Below are 17,735 nucleotides of genomic sequence, written 5' to 3'. Positions count from 1 at the left end.
TATCCCCGGGATTGAAGATGAACATGCGTCAAGTTTTCGACAGGTGGAGGTCCTCGGAAATCGGATGGAGCCGAATCGCATGTCGATACGTCTATTCGACGACGTCCGTACGACGACGCCGAAGTGACCGAAGTGCAGATGCAGATGTGACGGAGGTGCAAGGCGATGGCCGGTTTCCGGAGTCTGGCGAGACAGGTGCGAGACCCCCGGTGCGATCTGGCACTGCGGCGGTACTCCCTGCGCAAGTGCCTTGAACGGTTCGCCCCCTACGGACACCGCGCGACCTGGGACCACCTGTGCTCCCGGGCCGGGTTCGGTCCGGAGGACCGCTCTCCCGATCCGGCGCGGCTCGTGGCCGCGTTGGACGAGCTGGAGGAGGCGCGGGCGGTGTGGCTGGCCTACGAGGTCGAGTTCGCCGAGCGCCGCAAGAAGGAGAAGCACGACGGGCTGCGCAGGCCCGGCACCGTGGACGACTGGCACCGGCTGACCTGGGGCGGATTCGGCGTCGCCTGGTGCGACGACCCGCGGCTCCACCCCCGTGAGCCGCTGGCCGACGTGCTGCGCAAGCTGATCGCCGCGCTGGAGCGCGCACCGGGTTCCGGCTGCCCGGTGTGCGGCGGCGAGCGGCTGCCGTGGAAGTACGACCTGGATCACGAACCGTCGGCCGGCCCGGTCTGCGCGGACTGCGGAATTCTCGTACCGCGCCCGGTGCTCACGCCCGAGGCCCTGGCGTACGCCAGGAGCGGACGACTGCTGGTGTCGGCCTGACACCGGCCCGAGCTCTGCCCAAGGTCGGCCCCCGGCCGGCCTGAGAGCACGGCGGGGGTGCGCCGGGGATGCCGCACCCCCGGTTTTTGCCGGTGCAGCCGACCGAGGCCGTCGGTCACCACCGTGGACCGACGTCGTTGACCGACGCCGTTGACCGACGCCGTTGGCCAATGCCCTTGACCGACGCCGTTGTCAGTGGCGGGTGTCACCATCGGGGCATGGTGCAGGTCTGTCTCAACGGAGCGCGCGGCGCCGCGGACGGTGCGATCGTGCCGCTGACGCCCGAGGCGATGGCGGACGCCGCGGCCGAGGCCGTCGCGGCGGGGGCCACGGATGTCCATGTCCATCCCAAGACGCCGTGCGGCCGGGACACGATGTCGCCGCGGGTGGTCGCGGCGACCCTCGACGCGATCCGGGCGCGGGTGGCCGTGCCGGTCGGCGTGACGACCGGTGCCTGGGCGCACCCGGACCCGGCGGCCCGGCTCACCCGGGTGCGCGACTGGACGGTGCTTCCCGACCACGCCTCCGTCAACTGGCACGAGCCGGGCGCGGAGGAGCTGGCCACCGTCCTTCTCGGGAGAGGCGTGGGCGTGGAGGCCGGCATCTGGTCCGGTACGGACGGCGCGGCACGGTTCGCCCGCTCACCCCTCGGCCCGAAGGTGCTGCGGGTGCTCGCGGAGGTGACGGACACCGCCCCGGACACGGCCGAGGCGACCGCGCACGCTCTCCTGACCGGGCTCGGCACCGCGTTCGGCCGTCCGATTCTGCTGCACGGGGAGGACGGCGGCGCGTGGCCGGTACTGCGGCTGGCGGCGCGGCTGGGCCTGCCGACCCGAGTGGGCCTGGAGGACACCCTGACCCTTCCGAACGGCGAACGGGCCCTGTCCAACGCCCAGTTGGTGACGGAGGCGCTGGCCCGGCACGGGTGAGTCCACCGATCGGAGGAGGGACGCTACCAGCCGATAATCAGGTCGCTCCATTCCTTTCCGGGCGGGGAGAGTTGCGGTGATGAAACCCGACCGAGCCACGCCCCGCAGGACTTGAAGGAGCCCTCATGTCGACGCTGCGCGTCACCGCCGAAGTGCTGACCGTCCACGAACACCCCAACGCCGACGCCCTCGAACTGGCGCAGGTCGGCCTGTACCGAGCCGTCGTCGCCAAGGGCTCGTACCGCACCGGCGACGCCGCCCTGTACATCCCGGAGCAGTCGGTGCTCCCCACCGGGCTCGTCGAGGAACTCGGGCTGACCGGGCGGCTGGCGGGCAGCAGGTCGGACCGGGTGAAGGCGGTGCGGCTGCGGGGCGAGCTGTCTCAGGGGATCGTGTGCCGGCCCGAGGCGCTGGCGGACGTCGACCTGGCGCTGGCCGCCGCGGAGGGCACGGACTTCGCGGAGCGGCTGGGCATCGTCAAGTGGGTGCCGCCCATCCCGCCGACCATGAGCGGCGACGTCGAGGCGGCGCCGGATCTGCTGCCCTGGGTCGACATCGAGAACATCCAGCGCTACCCCGGCATCTTCGAGCCCGGCGAGCCGGTGGTCCTGACCGAGAAACTGCACGGCTCGGCATGCCTGCTGACGTATGTCGCCGACGAGGAGCGGGTGTACGTCTCCTCGAAGGGCTTCGGCTCGAAGTCCCTCGCCCTGACGGAGGATCCGAGGAACCTGTACTGGCGGGCCGTTCGCGGCCATGGCGTCCCCGAGGCGGCGGCCCGTCTCGCCGAGCGGCTGGGCGCGCGCCGGATCGGTGTCTTCGCCGAGGTGTACGGAGCGGGCGTGCAGGACCTGACGTACGGCGCGGACGGCCGGCGCGACACTCTCGGATACGCGGTGTTCGACGTGTCCGCCGAGATCGACGGCGAGGTGCGCTGGCTGGACGCGGCGGAGCTGCTGGACGGCGAACTGCCCCTCGTGCCACGCCTGTTCGAGGGCCCGTACGACAGTGAGCGGGTCCTGGAGATCGCGACCGGCCGCGAGACGGTGTCCGGACGCGGGCTGCACCTGCGCGAGGGCGTGGTGATCCGGCCGGCCGTCGAGCGGTACAGCCCGGTGACGGGGGGACGGACGATCGCCAAGGCGGTGAGCGGCGCGTATCTGACCCGCAAGGGCGGAACCGAGTACGAGTGAGGAACCGGGTGGGGGCGCGAGAGGGGTGACGGCGCGCGGGCAGGCGGGGGTGGGGGGTGCTCCTGACGCACCGGACGCACGGGAGGTGCCGGGGCGGCCGCGCGGCTCCGCTCAGCAGCAGCCGGCCGCCTTCTCCTCCTCCCGCTGCTCTTCCTCCCGCTGCTTCCCCGCCCGCTGCTCCCCGGCCCGTTTCTCGCCCGCCCTCTTCTCCACCAGCAGTCGTGAGCCGGAACCCCGTTCGCCGAAGGCGTCGTTCGGGTTGGACAGGACGCAGGTGGCGAGGGACAGGCAGCCGCAGCCGATGCAGTCGGTGAGGTGGTCGCGGAGTCGGTTGAGCTGCTTGATGCGTTCGTCCAGCTCCGCGCGCCACGCCGCCGAGAGACGGGCCCAGTCCTCACGGGTCGGGGTGCGTTCCTCGGGGAGTTCGGCGAGGGCCTCGCGGATGGTGGCCAGCGGGATGCCGACGCGTTGCGCCGCGCGGACGAAAGCGACGCGGCGCAGCGTGTCGCGGTGGTAGCGGCGCTGGTTGCCCGTCGTACGACGGCTGCTGATCAGCCCCTTCGTCTCGTAGAAGTGCAGGGCGGAGACGGCGGCGCCGCTGCGCGCGGCGAGCTGGCCGACCGTGAGCTCGTGGATCTTCTCCGGAATCTGGGGCACCCCTGGAAGCCTACCGATCGCCTCGTCCGCGGGTCCGTTGACATCGGCCCGGTACCCGACCATGCTAAGCAGTCGCTTAGACCTATGGCACGGTGACATGGGCAGCTAGTGACGCGAGAGGGCCGCAGACATGGCAGAGCCGAAGATCTTCACGTCCGCCGACGACCTGAAGGCGGCGGTGGGCGAGCAGTTGGGGTACACCGACTGGCTGGACGTCGACCAGAAGCGGATCGACCTCTTCGCGGAGGCCACCGGAGACCACCAGTGGATCCATGTCGACCCCGAGAAGGCCGCCGCGGGCCCCTTCGGCACCACCATCGCGCACGGCTATCTCACGCTCTCCCTGCTGCCGCTCTTCGGCCCGCAGCTGATCAAGGTCGAGAACGTGAAGATGGGCGTCAACTACGGGACGAACAAGGTCCGCTTCCCCGCCCCGGTACCCGTCGGCTCGCGCGTGCGCGCCACCGCGACGATCACCGCCGTCGAGGACGTCACCGGCGGCGTCCAGGTTGCCGTCGCCTTCACCGTGGAGCGCGAGGGCGGGGACAAGCCCGTGTGCGTGGCGGAGTCGGTGTCCCGCTACTACCTCTAGGCGCCGCCCCCGCCGGGCGCTACTTCGCCGCGCCCACCATCCGCAGCACGAGGTCGGCGTACAGCGCGCCGACCTCGTCGGGTGTGCGGGGGCCGTCCACGTTGAACCAGCGGGCCACGTCGATGCAGAGGGACAGCACGGCGAGGGTCGTACCGTGCACGTCCAGCACGGCGAACTCGCCGCTCGCCACGCCGTCCTCGATGATCCCGCGCACCTCGGCGTCGACCTGCCGGCGCAGGTCGAGAATCTCGGCGCGGGCGTCGGGACCGAGTGCGTCCAGTTCGTACTGGACGACCCGTGCCGTGGTGCGCCGCCCGGCGTGCCAGCGGACGAAGGAGCTCACGGCGTCCGCGAGGCGCCCGGTGGCGTCGCCCCCGCCGGCGGCCGCCGTGCGCAGAATGCCCAGCGCGCGGTCGTGGCCGATCCGGCTGATGCGGTGCAGCAGCTCTTCCTTGGTCTTGTAGTGGATGTACAGGGCGGCCGGGCTCATACCCGCGCGGCCCGCGATGTCGCGGGTCGTCGTCGCGTGGTAGCCGCGCTCGGCGAAGGCCTCCACGGCCGCGACCAGCAGTCGCCGGGCCGCGTCAGGGGTGACCTCTTCCCACGGCTCGATCTCGCCGCCGGCCGTCTCCTCCGCCGTACTCATCGCTCGTTCGCCCCTCTCGGTACAGGAGCTACACCATACCGCCGAAGGTGAGCGGCCGCTTAGCGTGCCTGCTCAGATCTTCTCGAAGGGGTCGTGGTCGGCGAGGAGCTTCTCCAGACGGGCCTGGTCCACCCGGCTCACGATCTGCCCGGCCTCCTGGCGGTCCCGGATCACCTTCGCCAGCGTGAAGGCGGAGGTCACCAGGTACAGGACGGCGATCGCCAGGAAGCCGCGCACCCAGGCGTCGGTCTGGAGGTTGTAGATGCCGATGGCGGTGGCCGCGATGGCGATGCCGAAGGAAGCGACGGCCTGACCGTAGAACGCCGCCGTGCTCTGCTGCTTGACCGGTGTGTCACTCATGGGGACAAGCTTCGGCGCAGGGGGGCCGCGCCACATCCGCGCACCTACTCAGACACGTACTCAGGTGCTCCGGATCAGAACGCCGAAACCCCTGTCAGCGCCCGCCCGATGAGCAGTTTCTGGATCTGGCTGGTGCCCTCGTAGAGGGTCATCACGCGGGCGTCGCGCAGGAGCTTGCCCACCGGATACTCGTCGATGTAGCCGTAGCCGCCGAAGACCTGGAGGGCGTTGTTGGCGGCGCGGACGGCGGCCTCCGAGGCGAAGAGCTTGGCCTTGGAGGACTCGGTGGCGAACGGCAGGCCCCGGTCGATCAGGTCGGCGACCCGCCAGGTCAGCAACCGGGCCGCGTCCACGTCGACCGCGATGTCGCTGATCAGTTCCTGGACCAGCTGGTGGTGGGCGATGGGTTTGCCGAACTGCTCGCGCTCGCCCGCGTACCGCACCGCCGCGTCCAGGGCGGCCTGCGCGATGCCGACACAGCCGGCCGCGACCGACATGCGGCCCTTGGCCAGCGCCGACATCGCTACGGAGAAACCCTTGCCCTCGGGCGCCAGCATCGCGGAGGCGGGGACCCGGACGTCGTCCAGGACGAGTTCGGCGGTCGCCTGGCCGCGCAGGCCGAGCTTGCCGTGGATCGCGCGGCGGCTCAGGCCCGGGGTGTCGGTGGGGACGAGGAACGCGGAGACGCCCTTGTGGCCGGGCACGTCCGTGGACCGGGCGAAGAGCAGGACCACGTCGGCCCAGGAGCCGTTCGTGATGAACATCTTGGTGCCGTTGATGACGTAGGAGTCGCCGTCGCGGACCGCGCGGGTGCCGAGGTTGCCGGCGTCCGAGCCGGTGCCGGGCTCGGTGAGGCCGAAGCAGCCGACGTACTCGCCGGACGTCAGTCCCGGCAGCCAGCGCCGCTTCTGCTCCTCGCTCCCCCAGGCCGCGACGGTCTTCGCGACCAGCCCGAGGGAGACGGACACGATCCCGCGCACGGACGAGTCCCCGCGGCCCAGCTCCTCCGTGACCAGGCAGTACGCGAGGTGGTCGCCGCCCGAGCCGCCGTACTCCTCGTCGATCGTCAGGCCGAGGAAGCCGACCTCGCCGAGCTTCTTGACCAGGGACCGGTCGATGTCCTCGGCGCGGTCCCAGGCGACGACATGCGGGGCGACCTCGCGATCCACGAAGTCCTTGGCGAGCCGCCGGACGGCCTCCTGCTCCTCGCTGAGCGCCAGATTCACCACGAGATCACCTCACAGAGGAAGGCCTTCAGGACCGCTTCACGATTGCCGCTTAAATTAGCAGTGCTAGTTTTCGTTCCGCAGCCCTACTATGTGCGCCATGGCCCGACCGCGCAAGCCCCTTCTCAGCACCGACCGGATCGTCGAGACCGCACGGACGCTCGTGGACGCGGAGGGCCTGCCGGCCGTCTCCACGCGGCGGCTCGCCGCCGAGCTGGGGGTGAGCGGACCCTCGCTGTACAACCACTTCCGCACGAAGGACGAGATCCTGGAGGCCGTCGCCGACTCGGTGAGCGCACAGGTCGACCTGTCGATGTTCGAGGACGGCCGGGAGTGGCGGACCGCGCTGCGCGACTGGGCCCTCTCCTACCGCGCCGCCCTGCGCGACCACCCGAACATCGTCCCGGTGCTCGCCCAGGGCCCCGGCCGCCGGCCGGCCGGGCTGCGGCTCGCCGACGCGGTGTACGGCGCGATGGTCCGCGCCGGATGGCCGCCCGCGCAGGCCACCTCCATCGGCGCGCTGATGCGGTACTTCGTCATGGGCTCCGCGCTCGGCTCGTTCGCCGGCGGCTTCGTCGACGACGTGAGCGCCTACGACCCCGCCGACTACCCGCACCTCGGACAGGCCCACCTCCTCGCCGATCAGCAGGAGAAGATCGACGACCGGGCGTTCGAGACCGGGCTGACGGCACTGCTCGACGGGCTCTCCCAGCAGTTCGAGCAGCTGCGCTAGCACGGTTCGGCGGTCGCCGAAGTGTCCGTCGCGCATGCTGGGAGACGTGAGCATCACGGACACCGGGAACGACAGGGACGCACGGGCGCCGGGGCTGGCCGCCCTGGCCGGGCTCCTCGCCGACGAGACGCGGGCCGTCTGCCTGCTGGCACTGCTCGACGGGCGGGCGTGGACCGCCGGTGAGCTGGCCCGGCACGCGGGCGTGGCCCCGTCGACGCTGAGCGAGCACCTGGGCAAGCTGGTCGCGGGCGGGCTGCTGGCCGAGGAACGGCAGGGGCGGCACCGGTACGTACGGCTCGCCGACACCCGGGTCGCCCAGCTCGTGGAGGACCTGGCCGTCCAGGTCGCCCCGCACCCCGCCCACCGGCCGCGCACCCTGCGGGCCGCGAGCGCCGGATCGGCGATGGCCCGGGGCCGGACGTGCTACGACCACCTCGCCGGCCGGCTCGGCATCGCCGTCACCGACGCCCTCACCGCCCACGGACTGCTGAGCACGGTGAGCGAGCCGGGGGGACGGACCGACGGGGCGGAGGCGGGACCGGCGGCGAGCGGACCGGCTGCACCGACGTCATCGGCGGGGTCGTCTGCTGCAGCGGCGTCATCGGCGTCCAGGGAGCGGGCCACCGGGTTCCTGCTGACCGAGGCCGGGCTGCGGTGGTTCGAGGGCAGTGGCATCGCGCTCGACCGCGCGACCCGCAGGCCGCTCGGCCGCGCCTGCCTCGACTGGACCGAGCGCCGCCCGCATCTGGCGGGCGCGGCGGGCGCGGCCCTGTGCCGGCACGCCCTCGACGCGGGATGGTGCGTGCGGATCGGCTCCGAGCGGGCCGTGAAGGTGACGGCGGCGGGCGAACGGGCGCTGGCCGAGCTGCTGGGCATCGAGGCGGGGACACTGCGCTGACCCGCACGCGGTGACCCGAACTCGACGACCCGGACTCGGCGACCCGGACTCGCTGACCCGGACTCGCAGCCCCTGGGCCCCCGGCCTCTCGGTCTCTCGATCTCTCGTCCGAAATCCGCGAGCTTTCGGCCCGCGTTTCTTCCTAGCCTGAGGAGCATGATGAACAGCCCCCGGCGTACCGAACGTCGTACCGAGTTGCTCGCCGCCGGTGCGGCCGCCGTGACCGTCGTGCTGTGGGCCTCGGCCTTCGTGTCGATCCGCAGTGCGGGCGACGCGTACTCGCCGGGGGCGCTGGCACTCGGGCGGCTCGTCTCCGGGGCGCTGGTGCTGGGGGTCATCTGCGCCGTACGGCGGGCGGGGTGGCCGCCGAGGGCCGCCTGGCGCGGGATCGCCGTGTCGGGCGTGCTGTGGTTCGGCTTCTACATGGTGGTGCTCAACTGGGGTGAGCAGCAGGTGGACGCGGGGACTGCGGCGCTGGTGGTGAACATCGGGCCGATCCTCATCGCCCTGCTCGGCGCACGGCTGCTCGGGGACGTGATGCCGCCGCGGCTGCTGGCGGGGATGGCCGTGTCGTTCGCGGGCGCGGTCGCGGTGGGGCTGTCGATGTCGGGCGAGGGCGGATCGTCGGTGCTCGGGGTGGTGCTGTGCCTGCTCGCCGCCTTCGGTTACGCGGGCGGGGTCGTCGCGCAGAAGCCCGCCCTGGGCCGGGCGACCGCGCTCCAGGTGACGACGTTCGGATGTGTCATCGGGACGGTGGTGTGTCTGCCGTTCGCGGGGCAGCTGGTCCACGAGGCGGCCGACGCCCCGGTCTCCGCGACGCTCAACATGGTCTACCTGGGCGTCTTCCCGACCGCGCTCGCCTTCACCACGTGGGCGTACGCGCTGGCCCGGACGACCGCGAGCCGCATGGGCGCGACCACGTACGCCGTGCCCGCACTGGTCGTCCTGATGTCGTGGCTGGCGCTGGGCGAGGTGCCGGGGCTGCTCACCCTGGCCGGTGGGCTGCTGTGCCTGGCGGGTGTGGCCGTGTCGCGGTCGAGGCCGCACGCGCCGCGCACCCCGTCGGCGCGGGAGCCGGAGGTGACGCGGGGGGCGGAAGCGGCGCAGGGGGCGGAGGCGGGGCAGGACGTTCCGGCGCCGGGGCCCGACCGGGAGATCGGCCCCCGGACGGGCTGAGAGCGCCGGAGCGAGCCGACGGCGCTCTGAGCGAGCCGAGGGCGCCGGAGCGGGGCCCGTCAGAACATCACCAGCGCCCGCCCTCCCTTGCCCGCCAGCATGTTGTCGAAGGCCCCCGGGATGTCCTCCAGGGCGATGCGCTCCGTCACCAGGGCGCTCAGGTCGAGACGGCCCGCCCGGACGTGGTCGGCGAGGACCGGGAGGTCCTTCGCCGGGTCGCAGTTGCCGTAGACGCAGCCGGCGAGGGTGCGGCCCCAGTGGAAGATCTCCAGGGCGTTGAAGGTGACCTGCTGGTCCTTGCCGCCGATGCCGACGACCGTGGTGCGGCCGCCGCGCCGGGTCGACTCCCAGGCCGTCCGGATGGTGACCGCGCGGCCCACGCACTCGACGGCCACGTCGACCCCCTGCTTGCCGGTGAGGGCGCGGATCTCGCGGGCGGTCCGCTCGGAGGCGACCACGTACTCCGTGGCGCCCGCCGCCCGGGCCAGCGCCTCCTTCTCCGGGGAGACGTCGACGGCGACGATCGTCGAGGCGCCGGCGATCCGGGCCGCCTGGAGGGTGGCGAGGCCGACCCCGCCGACGCCGAAGACGGCGACCGTCTCGCCGGGGCGGACCCGAGCGGAGTGGTGGATCGCGCCGTAGCCGGTGAGGACGGCGCAGCCGAGGAGGGCCGCGTCGGTGAGCGGGATGCCGTCCGGCAGGGGCAGCACACAGGAGGCCGGGACGACGGTCTCCTCGGCGAAGGCGGCGACGTTCAGCCCGGGGTGGAGGTCCGTGCCGTCCGTCGTGCGGGCGTACACCTCCGCGGCCCCGTTGAGGGCGTTGACGCACAGCCACACCTCGCCGAGCGTGCAGGGGTGGCAACTTCCACAGGAAGGGGCCCAGTTGAGGATGACACCGGCGCCGGGCGCCAGGTGTTCGACCCCTTCGCCGACGGCGACGACCGTGCCCGCGCCCTCGTGGCCCAGGACCGCGGGGAGCGGCAGCCGCATGGTGCCGTCGGACAGGGACAGGTCGGAGTGACAGACCCCGGCGGCGGCGAGCCGGACGCGGACCCGGCCGGGGCCGGGGTCCGGAAGGACGATCTCCCTGATCTCCAACGGAGCGCCGATGGCGGGGAGTACGGCGGCGCGGACAGCCATGTTCGGTTGACTCCCTTAGAACTGGAGGGACTTGGTCTGGAGGTACTCGGCGAGGCCGTGGGCGCCGAGCTCGCGGCCGACACCCGACTGCTTGTAGCCGCCGAACGGCGCGAGCGGGTTGAAGCGGCCGCCGTTGATGTCGACCTGGCCGGTCTCCATCCGGCGGGCGAAGGCCACCGCCTCCGCCTCGTCACCGGCCCAGACGGCACCCGCGAGCCCGTAGACCGTGCCGTTGGCGATCCGCAGGGCGTCCTCCTCGTCCTCGTAGCGCAGGACGGACAGGACGGGGCCGAAGATCTCCTCCTGGGCGATGGCCATGCCGGGGGTGACGTCGGCGAAGACCGTGGGGCTGACGAAGTAGCCCTGCTCGCGCGGGGACTCGGGGCCGCCCGCGACCAGCCGCGCGCCCTCGGCGACGCCCTTCTCGATGTACCCCCGCACCCGGTCCCGCTGGGCGGCGTTGACGACGGGGCCGATGCGGTCGGCGTACTTGGCGGCCGCCGCCGCGGCGAGCTCGACCGCCTCGTCGTACCGGTCGCGGTGGACGAGCATCCGGGTCCAGGCGCTGCACGTCTGGCCGGAGTTGGACATCACGTTGGCGACGCCGACGTTGACCGCCCGGGCGAGGTCGGCGCTCGGCAGGATGACGTTGGCGGACTTGCCGCCGAGTTCCAGGGCGACCTTCTTCACGGCCGCGCCCGCCGTCGCCGCGATGCGCCTGCCCACGGCCGTGGAGCCGGTGAAGGACACCAGGTCGACGCCGGGATGCTCGACCAGGGCCTGGCCTGCGACCGGGCCGAGTCCGGTGACGAGGTTGAGGACGCCCGCCGGGACGCCCGCCTCGTGGACCGCCTCGGCGAAGAGCTGGGCGGTCAGCGGGGTGTCCTCGGCGGGCTTCAGGACCACCGTGCAGCCCGCGGCGAGGGCCGGGGCGACCTTGGCGACGATCTGGTGCAGCGGGTAGTTCCAGGGGGTGATGGCGCCGACCACGCCGATCGGCTCCTGGAACACGGTCGAGTTGCCGACCTTCTCCTCGAAGGGGTGGGTCGCGGCCAGCTCGGCGTAGGAGCCCGCGACCGCGATCGGCACCGCCGCGTGGACGGCCTGGGAGAAGGCCAGGGGCGAGCCGAGTTCGGCGGTGACCGTCTCGGCGATCTCGTCCTTGCGGGCCGCCAGGACGTCCCGGAGCGCGGTCAGCCGGGCCGCGCGCTCGGCGGGCGGGGTCGCGGCCCAGCCCGGCAGGGCGGCGCGGGCCGCCCGTACGGCGGCGTCGACGTCGACGGCGTCGCCCGCCGGGACCCGGGCGATCACCTGCTCTCCCACCGGGTCGACGACCTCGATCACGTCCCGGCCGGCGGCCGGGCGCCAGGCGCCGTCGAGATAGATGCCGTCATGTGCCTTCATCGCGTTCCCTTCGGGCGGGCGTCGTCGTCCGCGACCTAAACTAGCGCTGTTAGTTTTCTGGCACCAGAGGACAACGGGTGAAGGACTCGGAACGCGCGGGGCACCGGACCGCGGACGCCTCGCGACGTCCCCTCACTCGTCGAGGTCCGGCAGCCGGGCCGGAGCCGGGCTGATGCGCTCGCCGTGCTGGTCGAAGACGAAGAGATGGGCGATGTCGACGAGGAGCGGGACCTGCATCCCGTGCCGGAGGTCGAAGTCGGGGGTGGTGCGCACGACGAGGTCGCCGAGGGGGCGGGCCTCCGGGGACGCGAGCGGCCCCTCCTGCGCCGACGGCTCGTCCAGTACGTCGACCGCGCCGGTCCGCAGGCCGCCCGCGCCCTTCCGCAGCCGGTCCAGGACCCCGCCCTCGCGGCGGCGCCGCCGGGGCGGCCGCCGGCCGGGGCGGGGCGCCTCCAGCTCCGGCACGACCGCGAGCCGGGAGCCGGTGTTGAAGTGGACGAGCACCTCGTGACCCTGGAACTCCACGTGCTCCACCAGGCCGGTGATGTGGGTCTCGCCGGGCCGGGCGTCGGCGGGCGTGGCGATACGGACCGCCTCCGAGCGCAGCCCGACGATCACCTCCCGGCCCTGCTGCACGCGCAGCAGCTTGTGGTCCAGGGAGTGGGGTTCGGGCAGCCGCAGCGCCTGCTTGCCCAGGTTGATCGTCATGGCTCCGTCGAGCGGGGCGCGGACCAGACCGCGCAGGAGGTTGATGCGCGGGGTGCCGATGAACGCGGCGACGAAGATGTTGCGCGGCAGGGCATAGACGGACCGCGGAGTGCCCACCTGCTGGAGGACTCCGCCGCGCAGCACGGCGACCCGGTCACCGAGCGACATGGCCTCGGACTGGTCGTGCGTGACGTAGACCGTGGTGACGCCCAGATGCCGGGTCAGCTTGGATATCTCGGCCCGCAGATGGTTGCGGAGCTTGGCGTCGAGGTTGGACAGCGGCTCGTCCATCAGGAAGGCCGAGGGGTGCCGGGCGATGGCCCGGCCCATGGCGACGCGCTGGCGTTCGCCGCCGGAGAGCTGTCCGGGGAAGCGGTCGAGCAGGTCCTCGATGCCGAGCATCCGAGCGGTGGCGTCCACGCGGGGGCCCGGGTCGGCGCCGGGGGCCTCGATACGCAGCGGGAAGCCGATGTTGTCGCGGCCGGTCATGTTCGGGTAGAGCGCGAAGTTCTGGAAGACCATCGCGATGTCCCGCTCCGAGGGCGCCAGATCGTTGGCGTACTCGCCGTCGAGCCGTAACTCGCCCTCGGTGATGTGCTCCAGGCCGGCGATCATGCGGAGCACGGTGGACTTGCCGCAGCCGGAGGGGCCGAGCAGGACCAGGAACTCGCCGGGCGCGATGTCCAGCGACAGCCGGTCCACGACCCGGACGCCTCGGGTGTGGACCTTGCTGACGTCGTGCAACGAGATGGCGCGTGTCATGAGAAGTGTCCCCGGGGACTCGTGTGCCGGGCCGGCCCGGCCGGTGCTCCGTTGTCCGACCTGCCCCGTGCGGTCGAACGGGGCTTGTGAGTCACGGAAGTTAACGGACCGTGCGCACCCGGGGGAAGAGACATGCCCGGATCGGACTCCCCCGTCCGACTGGTGAGAAACCGGACTGCCTGGTTCAGCGGGCGTCGACCCCGCGGCCGGGGACCCCGGCGCGGCCACGGCCGGGGTCAGCGGGTCGCCGTCAGATGGGCGAAGACGACGACGTTGCTGGTGTATCCGGTCGCGTGCCGGAAGAGGCCCCCGCAGGTGAGAATGCGCAGCTCGGGTCGGCGGGTCGGGCCGTACACCTCCTTGTCGGGGAAGGTGGCCTTGTCGAAGACGCGCACCCGGTCCACGGTGTAGACGGCCGTGCGGCCGTCGGCGCGCCGGGCCTCGATCCGGGCGCCCCGGGCCACGCGGGCGAGGCCCGCGAAAACCGCCGGGCCGGTCTTGGTGTCGCGGTGGCCCACGGCGATGGCGGTGCCCCGCTCCCCGGGTGTGGGACCGCCCGCGTACCAGCCCACCAGCTTCGGCCGGTCGAGCGGGGGTGTCCCGAGGTGCCGGTCCGGGCCGAGCCGGAGCGGGACGATCGGCGCGTCGATGCCCAGGGAGGGCACGCGCAGGGTGGTCGCCGGGGACCGGGGCAGCGGGCGGGGCGGGGGTCCCGGGCTCTTCGACGCCTTCTTCCCCGCCGTCCGGCCCTCGTCGGCGTCGCCCCCGGGAGCCGGGGCGGCCTGCGCCCCGCCGGACGCCACCTCCCCGGCCCGGGCCGCCGTGGCCGGGCCGTCGTGCCCCCCGCACCGGACTCCGACCGTCACCAGGACGACCGCGAGCACGGCCGTCCTGGTGAGGCGGTAGGCGCGGGTCCGGTGCCAGGGCCTGCGTACGCGCCTACGCGGCACCATGGGTGCGCCGGCGGATCAGACGGAAGTAGGCGACTCCACCGACGGCCACCAGTCCGACGGCCGCGGCTCCGGCCAGCGGGGTGAAGGCCTGCGTGGTGTCGGCGAGACCGCCGCCGCCCGCGTGCACGCCGCCCTCCGGGCCACCCTTCTCGCCGCTCCAGGCGGAGCCGCCCTGCGTTCCGCCTTCCCGCCCGCCGGCGCCCTGCGTGGTGCCGTTCTGGCCACCGGCGCTCTGCGCGGTGCCGTTCTGACCGCCACCGTTCTGACCGCCGCCGCCCTGGCCGTTCGGGCCGCCGACTTCGCGGCCGTCGTCGGTGATCGGCCGGTTCGGGCTCCCGTTCCCTTCCCGCTGGCCCTCAGGGCAGTTGATCTTGAAGACCTTCACCCTGGGCGAGGGGACCGGAACATCCCCGGGGATGGTCCACTCGAGCGTGTACGACCCCTCGGCCAGCCCCAGGGTGTCGGTGTGCCCGGCGCCCTGGGTCAGCGTGATGTTGCCGGAGACGGTGGCGGTGTCGGGGGCCGGGGGCCGCGCCTTGATGGTGTAGGCGACGGTCGGCAGCTCGCCGAAGTTGGCGGCGTCGAGGTAGAAGCGGCAGGCCACGGGGTCGTCCTTGGAGACGCCCGGGGGGACCTGCTCGCGGTGGATCCTGATGTCACCGGCCTCCCCGACGGCCACGGCGGACGGTGCCGAGAGGCAGGTGAACCCCGCCGCGGCGAGCACCGTGAGGGCCGTGACGCCGAGGCGGGAGCCGAGGGCGGACGGGAGCGTCGAGCTGGACATGCGCATTCCTCCGAGTCAGGACGATTTTCATACAAATCGCTCTTGCACCTGACTCTCTTTCACATCGGCGCCCACGACTGTGGGAGCGCCGCCCGACGCGCCGTCAGACATCGCTCGACCGGCGCAACCCCGATCCGGACCGGCGCCGTCGAGGCACGGCCGCCTCCACCTGCGCGTCCCCGCGCGACCGCACCGCCACCCCCGACGACACCAGCAACAGCACCCCCAGCATCACGAACGGCGCGGCCACCCCCGCGACCCCGGCCACCAGCCCCGCGGCGGCGGGCGCGGCGACCTGGCCCAGCCGGTTGCCGGTGAGGCGCAGCGCGAGCGCGGTGGAACGGGCGCCGTCGGGCGCCGCCTGGACGACGGTCGTCATGGACAGCGGCTGCCCGACGCCGAGGCAGAAGCCGAGCAACGCGAGGATCACACCCAGTCCCCAGACCGGCACCGGCAGCGCGATCCCGGCGCACAGCAGGGCCGCCAGCAGACAGGTCACGGTGAGCAGCAGGGTCCGGCCGAGCAGCCGCAACAGGGGGGTGAGGACGAGCCGGCAGGCGATGGAGGCCGCCGCGCGGACGCTGAGCAGGACGCCGATGACGGACGGCGCGATGCCCCGGTGTTCGCCGACCACCGGCAGATAGGCGGTGAGGATGTCGGTCGCGGACAGCACGGACAGGCTGATGAGGATGCCGGCGGGGACGCCCCGGGCGTTCAGGATGCGGCCGACGGGGACGCGTTCGCCCTGCTCCGTACGGGACTTGGGCGTGGTGTCGCGGTGCTCGATGCGCCACAGCGAGGTGAACGCGACCGCGCAGCCGGCGCCCGCCACCAGCAGGGCGAGTGCGCTGCTGTCCGCCATGTCGCCACCGCCGATCAGCGCTCCGGCCGCGATCGGGCCGACCAGCTGGCCGAGGGAGGCGCCGATGGTGAAGTGGCCGAAGTTGCGGTCCTGTTCGTGCGGCGCGGACTGGCGGGCGACGAGCGACTGGGAGCCGATGACGAAGCAGAGATGGCCGAGGCCCATCACCCCGCTCCACAGGGCCATCGTCCAGAGGGAGGCGGCGACTCCGCTCAGCACGCAGCCGCCGGAGATGAGGACCACTCCGACCGGCAGCAGCGGCGCGCAGCGGCCGTGGTCGGTGCGGCGGCCGAGCGGTACGGCGGCGAAGAGCGGCAGCAGCGCGTACACACCCGCGATGACGCCGATCGCCCGCTCGTCCGCGCCCAGCGCGAGGGCCCGGTAGGAGACGGCGGGCCGGGCCATCGACACCGCCCCCTGCGCGAAGCCGAAGGCGATGACGAGACGGAGCAGCCAGCCGCGGTTCCTGCCGGGCCTCACAAGTTCCTCCATGGTCGGCCTAGATGATCCCGAACAGGATGCCCGCGCCGAGGATCGCCAGGCAGGTCAGGGCGGCCCACTTGACCACGAACCGCGTGTGGTCGCCGAACTCGACCTTCGCCATGCCGACGAGGACGTAGACGGCCGGGACGAGCGGGCTCGACATGTGCAGGGGCTGGCCGACGAGCGAGGCGCGGGCCATCTCCAGCGGCGAGACACCGTGCGCCGCGCCGGCCTCGGCGAGGACCGGCAGAACGCCGAAGTAGAAGCCGTCGTTCGACATGAAGTACGTGAGCGGCAGGCTCAGGACGCCGGTGACGAGGGCCATGTGCGGACCCATGCCCGCGGGGATGACGTCCACCATCCACGTGGCCATGTGGTCGACCATGCCGGTGCCCTGGAGGACGCCGGTGAAGACGGCGGCGGCGAAGACCATGCCGGAGACGTTGAGGACGTTGTCGGCGTGGGCGGCGAGGCGGGCCTTCTGGTCCGGGATGTGCGGGAAGTTGACGCTGAGGGCGAGCGCGGCGCCGAGCAGGAACAGCACCGGGATCGGCAGCCACTCCATGATCATGGAGGTGAGCAGCGTGACCGTGAGCAGCGCGTTGAACCAGTACAGCTTGGGGCGCAGGGTGGCCCGGTGCGGGTCGAGGCCCTGGAAGTCGTCGTCCTCGTCGTCCTCGTCGTCCTGCGCGGCAGCGGCGGCCGCGTCGGTGCCGGCGCCTGTGCCGGAGCCGGAAGCGCCCTTGCGGACGGGGGTCTTGCCGTCGCCGGAGCCGCCGGCGCCCACCAGGACCGTCTCGGCCTCCTTCTCCTCGACCAGCACCTCGTCCAGCGTCAGCGTGCCGAGCCGGGCGCGCTCACGGCGGCCGAGGACGTAGGAGAGGGCGATGACGAAGAGCAGGCCCACGGCCAGGGCCGGGATCATCGGCACGAAGATGTCGCTGGCGTCGAGCTTCAGCGCGGTGGCGGCGCGGGCGGTCGGGCCGCCCCAGGGCAGCGTGTTCATCACGCCGTTGGCCATCGCCGCGACACCGGTCATCACGACCAGGCTCATCTTCAGGCGCTTGTACAGCGGGTACATCGCCGAGACGGTGATCATGAACGTGGTGGAGCCGTCGCCGTCCAGGGAGACGATCGCGGCGAGCAGCGCCGTACCGACGACGATGCGGAGCGGGTCGGCCTTGCAGAACTTCAGGATGCCCCGAACGATCGGGTCGAAGAGGCCGACGTCGATCATCACACCGAAGTAGACGATCGCGAACATGAGCATCGCCGCCGTGGGGGCGAGGCTGGTGACGCCGTCGATGACGTAGTCACCGAGCTTGGCGCCCTTCCCGACGAAGACGCAGAACAGTGCCGGGATCAACACGAGCGCCGCGATCGGCGACATCTTCTTCAGCATGATCAGGACCAGGAAGGTCGCGATCATGGCGAAGCCGAGGATGGTCAACATGAGTGG

18 protein-coding genes are annotated in these 17,735 nt (G+C 72.6%); 7 read left to right on the top strand and 11 right to left on the bottom strand.

The window, feature by feature from the left end:
* The first annotated feature begins 165 nt into the window (after nt 1-165).
* The 3 genes from OG933_RS34115 to OG933_RS34105 all read left to right on the top strand — a co-directional run bounded on the left by OG933_RS34115 (nt 166) and on the right by OG933_RS34105 (nt 2,890).
* Complete coding sequence (locus tag OG933_RS34115; protein ID WP_020128247.1) at nt 166-768, top strand: hypothetical protein; 603 nt, start codon at nt 166-168, stop codon at nt 766-768.
* Nucleotides 769-986: 218 nt separating this feature from the next.
* Nucleotides 987-1,697: a 3-keto-5-aminohexanoate cleavage protein gene (locus tag OG933_RS34110; protein WP_362528404.1), complete on the top strand. Its 711-nt coding sequence runs from the start codon at nt 987-989 to the stop codon at nt 1,695-1,697.
* A 125-nt stretch (nt 1,698-1,822) separates the two neighbouring features.
* Nucleotides 1,823-2,890 carry an RNA ligase (ATP) gene (locus OG933_RS34105; RefSeq protein ID WP_362528401.1) on the top strand — a complete coding sequence of 356 codons (1,068 nt, stop codon included), beginning with the start codon at nt 1,823-1,825 and terminating at the stop codon, nt 2,888-2,890.
* Nucleotides 2,891-3,001: 111 nt separating this feature from the next.
* Here OG933_RS34105 and soxR read toward each other — a convergent pair whose 3' ends face one another.
* Nucleotides 3,002-3,547: a redox-sensitive transcriptional activator SoxR gene (gene soxR, locus OG933_RS34100; RefSeq protein ID WP_405630685.1), complete on the bottom strand. Its 546-nt coding sequence runs from the start codon at nt 3,545-3,547 to the stop codon at nt 3,002-3,004.
* Nucleotides 3,548-3,677: 130 nt separating this feature from the next.
* Here soxR and OG933_RS34095 point away from each other — a divergent pair, with 130 nt between their 5' ends.
* Nucleotides 3,678-4,139, top strand: a complete 462-nt coding sequence (locus tag OG933_RS34095; RefSeq protein ID WP_362528396.1) for a MaoC family dehydratase — start codon at nt 3,678-3,680, stop codon at nt 4,137-4,139.
* A 19-nt stretch (nt 4,140-4,158) separates the two neighbouring features.
* Here the strand turns inward: OG933_RS34095 and OG933_RS34090 are convergent, their stop codons facing one another.
* From OG933_RS34090 to OG933_RS34080, 3 genes are all read right to left on the bottom strand, one after another.
* Entirely contained in the window at nt 4,159-4,785 is a 627-nt protein-coding gene (locus OG933_RS34090) for a TetR/AcrR family transcriptional regulator (RefSeq protein WP_362528394.1), read from the bottom strand.
* A gap of 72 nt (nt 4,786-4,857) precedes the next feature.
* Complete coding sequence (locus OG933_RS34085; RefSeq protein ID WP_054239329.1) at nt 4,858-5,145, bottom strand: YiaA/YiaB family inner membrane protein; 288 nt, start codon at nt 5,143-5,145, stop codon at nt 4,858-4,860.
* A 74-nt stretch (nt 5,146-5,219) separates the two neighbouring features.
* Nucleotides 5,220-6,371 (bottom strand): acyl-CoA dehydrogenase family protein, encoded by a 1,152-nt coding sequence (locus tag OG933_RS34080; RefSeq protein WP_405633589.1) that lies wholly within the window; start codon nt 6,369-6,371, stop codon nt 5,220-5,222.
* A 91-nt stretch (nt 6,372-6,462) separates the two neighbouring features.
* Between OG933_RS34080 and OG933_RS34075 the strand changes: the two genes are divergently transcribed.
* The 3 genes from OG933_RS34075 to OG933_RS34065 all read left to right on the top strand — a co-directional run bounded on the left by OG933_RS34075 (nt 6,463) and on the right by OG933_RS34065 (nt 9,178).
* Complete coding sequence (locus OG933_RS34075; protein WP_362528392.1) at nt 6,463-7,104, top strand: TetR/AcrR family transcriptional regulator; 642 nt, start codon at nt 6,463-6,465, stop codon at nt 7,102-7,104.
* A 34-nt stretch (nt 7,105-7,138) separates the two neighbouring features.
* Complete coding sequence (locus OG933_RS34070) at nt 7,139-8,002, top strand: ArsR/SmtB family transcription factor (protein WP_405630682.1); 864 nt, start codon at nt 7,139-7,141, stop codon at nt 8,000-8,002.
* 156 nt (nt 8,003-8,158) lie between these two features.
* Nucleotides 8,159-9,178, top strand: coding sequence for a DMT family transporter (locus OG933_RS34065; RefSeq protein ID WP_405630680.1), 1,020 nt, complete (start codon nt 8,159-8,161; stop codon nt 9,176-9,178).
* Nucleotides 9,179-9,237: 59 nt separating this feature from the next.
* Here the strand turns inward: OG933_RS34065 and OG933_RS34060 are convergent, their stop codons facing one another.
* The 7 genes from OG933_RS34060 to OG933_RS34030 form a co-directional block, all read right to left on the bottom strand.
* Nucleotides 9,238-10,320: a Zn-dependent alcohol dehydrogenase gene (locus OG933_RS34060; protein ID WP_362528385.1), complete on the bottom strand. Its 1,083-nt coding sequence runs from the start codon at nt 10,318-10,320 to the stop codon at nt 9,238-9,240.
* A 15-nt stretch (nt 10,321-10,335) separates the two neighbouring features.
* Complete coding sequence (locus OG933_RS34055) at nt 10,336-11,724, bottom strand: aldehyde dehydrogenase family protein (RefSeq protein ID WP_362272129.1); 1,389 nt, start codon at nt 11,722-11,724, stop codon at nt 10,336-10,338.
* A 132-nt stretch (nt 11,725-11,856) separates the two neighbouring features.
* A complete protein-coding gene (locus OG933_RS34050) occupies nt 11,857-13,194 on the bottom strand; it encodes an ABC transporter ATP-binding protein (RefSeq protein ID WP_020128234.1) in 1,338 nt (445 codons plus the stop codon).
* 236 nt (nt 13,195-13,430) lie between these two features.
* The gene (locus tag OG933_RS34045) at nt 13,431-14,147 is read right to left on the bottom strand and encodes a class F sortase (protein ID WP_405630677.1); all 717 of its coding nucleotides are present in this window, start codon (nt 14,145-14,147) and stop codon (nt 13,431-13,433) included.
* Entirely contained in the window at nt 14,134-14,931 is a 798-nt protein-coding gene (locus tag OG933_RS34040; RefSeq protein ID WP_362272135.1) for a hypothetical protein, read from the bottom strand. Before OG933_RS34040 ends, OG933_RS34045 begins: the two co-directional genes overlap by 14 nt.
* 103 nt (nt 14,932-15,034) lie before the next feature.
* Nucleotides 15,035-16,273, bottom strand: coding sequence for an MFS transporter (locus tag OG933_RS34035; RefSeq protein ID WP_362528378.1), 1,239 nt, complete (start codon nt 16,271-16,273; stop codon nt 15,035-15,037).
* 19 nt (nt 16,274-16,292) lie between these two features.
* Nucleotides 16,293-17,729 carry a CitMHS family transporter gene (locus OG933_RS34030; protein ID WP_405630675.1) on the bottom strand — a complete coding sequence of 479 codons (1,437 nt, stop codon included), beginning with the start codon at nt 17,727-17,729 and terminating at the stop codon, nt 16,293-16,295.
* Between the last annotated feature and the right edge of the window lie 6 nt (nt 17,730-17,735).

The organism is Streptomyces sp. NBC_00016, from assembly GCF_045040885.1.
Taxonomy (GTDB): Bacteria; Actinomycetota; Actinomycetes; order Streptomycetales; family Streptomycetaceae; genus Streptomyces; species Streptomyces coriariae.
The sequence above is the reverse complement of the archived record's forward strand: the minus strand, read 5'-3'. Positions and strand labels throughout refer to the sequence as shown.

What these genes read in the sequence shown, in the direction of transcription:
- OG933_RS34105 (WP_362528401.1), top strand. Translation starts at nt 1,823, where the DNA reads ATGTCGACGCTGCGCGTCACCGCCGAAGTGCTGACCGTCCACGAACAC.
- OG933_RS34075 (WP_362528392.1), top strand. Translation starts at nt 6,463, where the DNA reads ATGTGCGCCATGGCCCGACCGCGCAAGCCCCTTCTCAGCACCGACCGG.
- OG933_RS34030 (WP_405630675.1), bottom strand. Translation starts at nt 17,729, where the DNA reads ATGTTGACCATCCTCGGCTTCGCCATGATCGCGACCTTCCTGGTCCTG.
- OG933_RS34115 (WP_020128247.1), top strand. Translation starts at nt 166, where the DNA reads ATGGCCGGTTTCCGGAGTCTGGCGAGACAGGTGCGAGACCCCCGGTGC.
- OG933_RS34070 (WP_405630682.1), top strand. Translation starts at nt 7,139, where the DNA reads ATGCTGGGAGACGTGAGCATCACGGACACCGGGAACGACAGGGACGCA.
- OG933_RS34085 (WP_054239329.1), bottom strand. Translation starts at nt 5,145, where the DNA reads ATGAGTGACACACCGGTCAAGCAGCAGAGCACGGCGGCGTTCTACGGT.
- OG933_RS34110 (WP_362528404.1), top strand. Translation starts at nt 987, where the DNA reads ATGGTGCAGGTCTGTCTCAACGGAGCGCGCGGCGCCGCGGACGGTGCG.
- OG933_RS34065 (WP_405630680.1), top strand. Translation starts at nt 8,159, where the DNA reads ATGATGAACAGCCCCCGGCGTACCGAACGTCGTACCGAGTTGCTCGCC.
- OG933_RS34055 (WP_362272129.1), bottom strand. Translation starts at nt 11,724, where the DNA reads ATGAAGGCACATGACGGCATCTATCTCGACGGCGCCTGGCGCCCGGCC.
- OG933_RS34045 (WP_405630677.1), bottom strand. Translation starts at nt 14,147, where the DNA reads ATGGTGCCGCGTAGGCGCGTACGCAGGCCCTGGCACCGGACCCGCGCC.
- OG933_RS34090 (WP_362528394.1), bottom strand. Translation starts at nt 4,785, where the DNA reads ATGAGTACGGCGGAGGAGACGGCCGGCGGCGAGATCGAGCCGTGGGAA.
- OG933_RS34050 (WP_020128234.1), bottom strand. Translation starts at nt 13,194, where the DNA reads ATGACACGCGCCATCTCGTTGCACGACGTCAGCAAGGTCCACACCCGA.
- OG933_RS34040 (WP_362272135.1), bottom strand. Translation starts at nt 14,931, where the DNA reads ATGTCCAGCTCGACGCTCCCGTCCGCCCTCGGCTCCCGCCTCGGCGTC.
- OG933_RS34095 (WP_362528396.1), top strand. Translation starts at nt 3,678, where the DNA reads ATGGCAGAGCCGAAGATCTTCACGTCCGCCGACGACCTGAAGGCGGCG.
- OG933_RS34060 (WP_362528385.1), bottom strand. Translation starts at nt 10,320, where the DNA reads ATGGCTGTCCGCGCCGCCGTACTCCCCGCCATCGGCGCTCCGTTGGAG.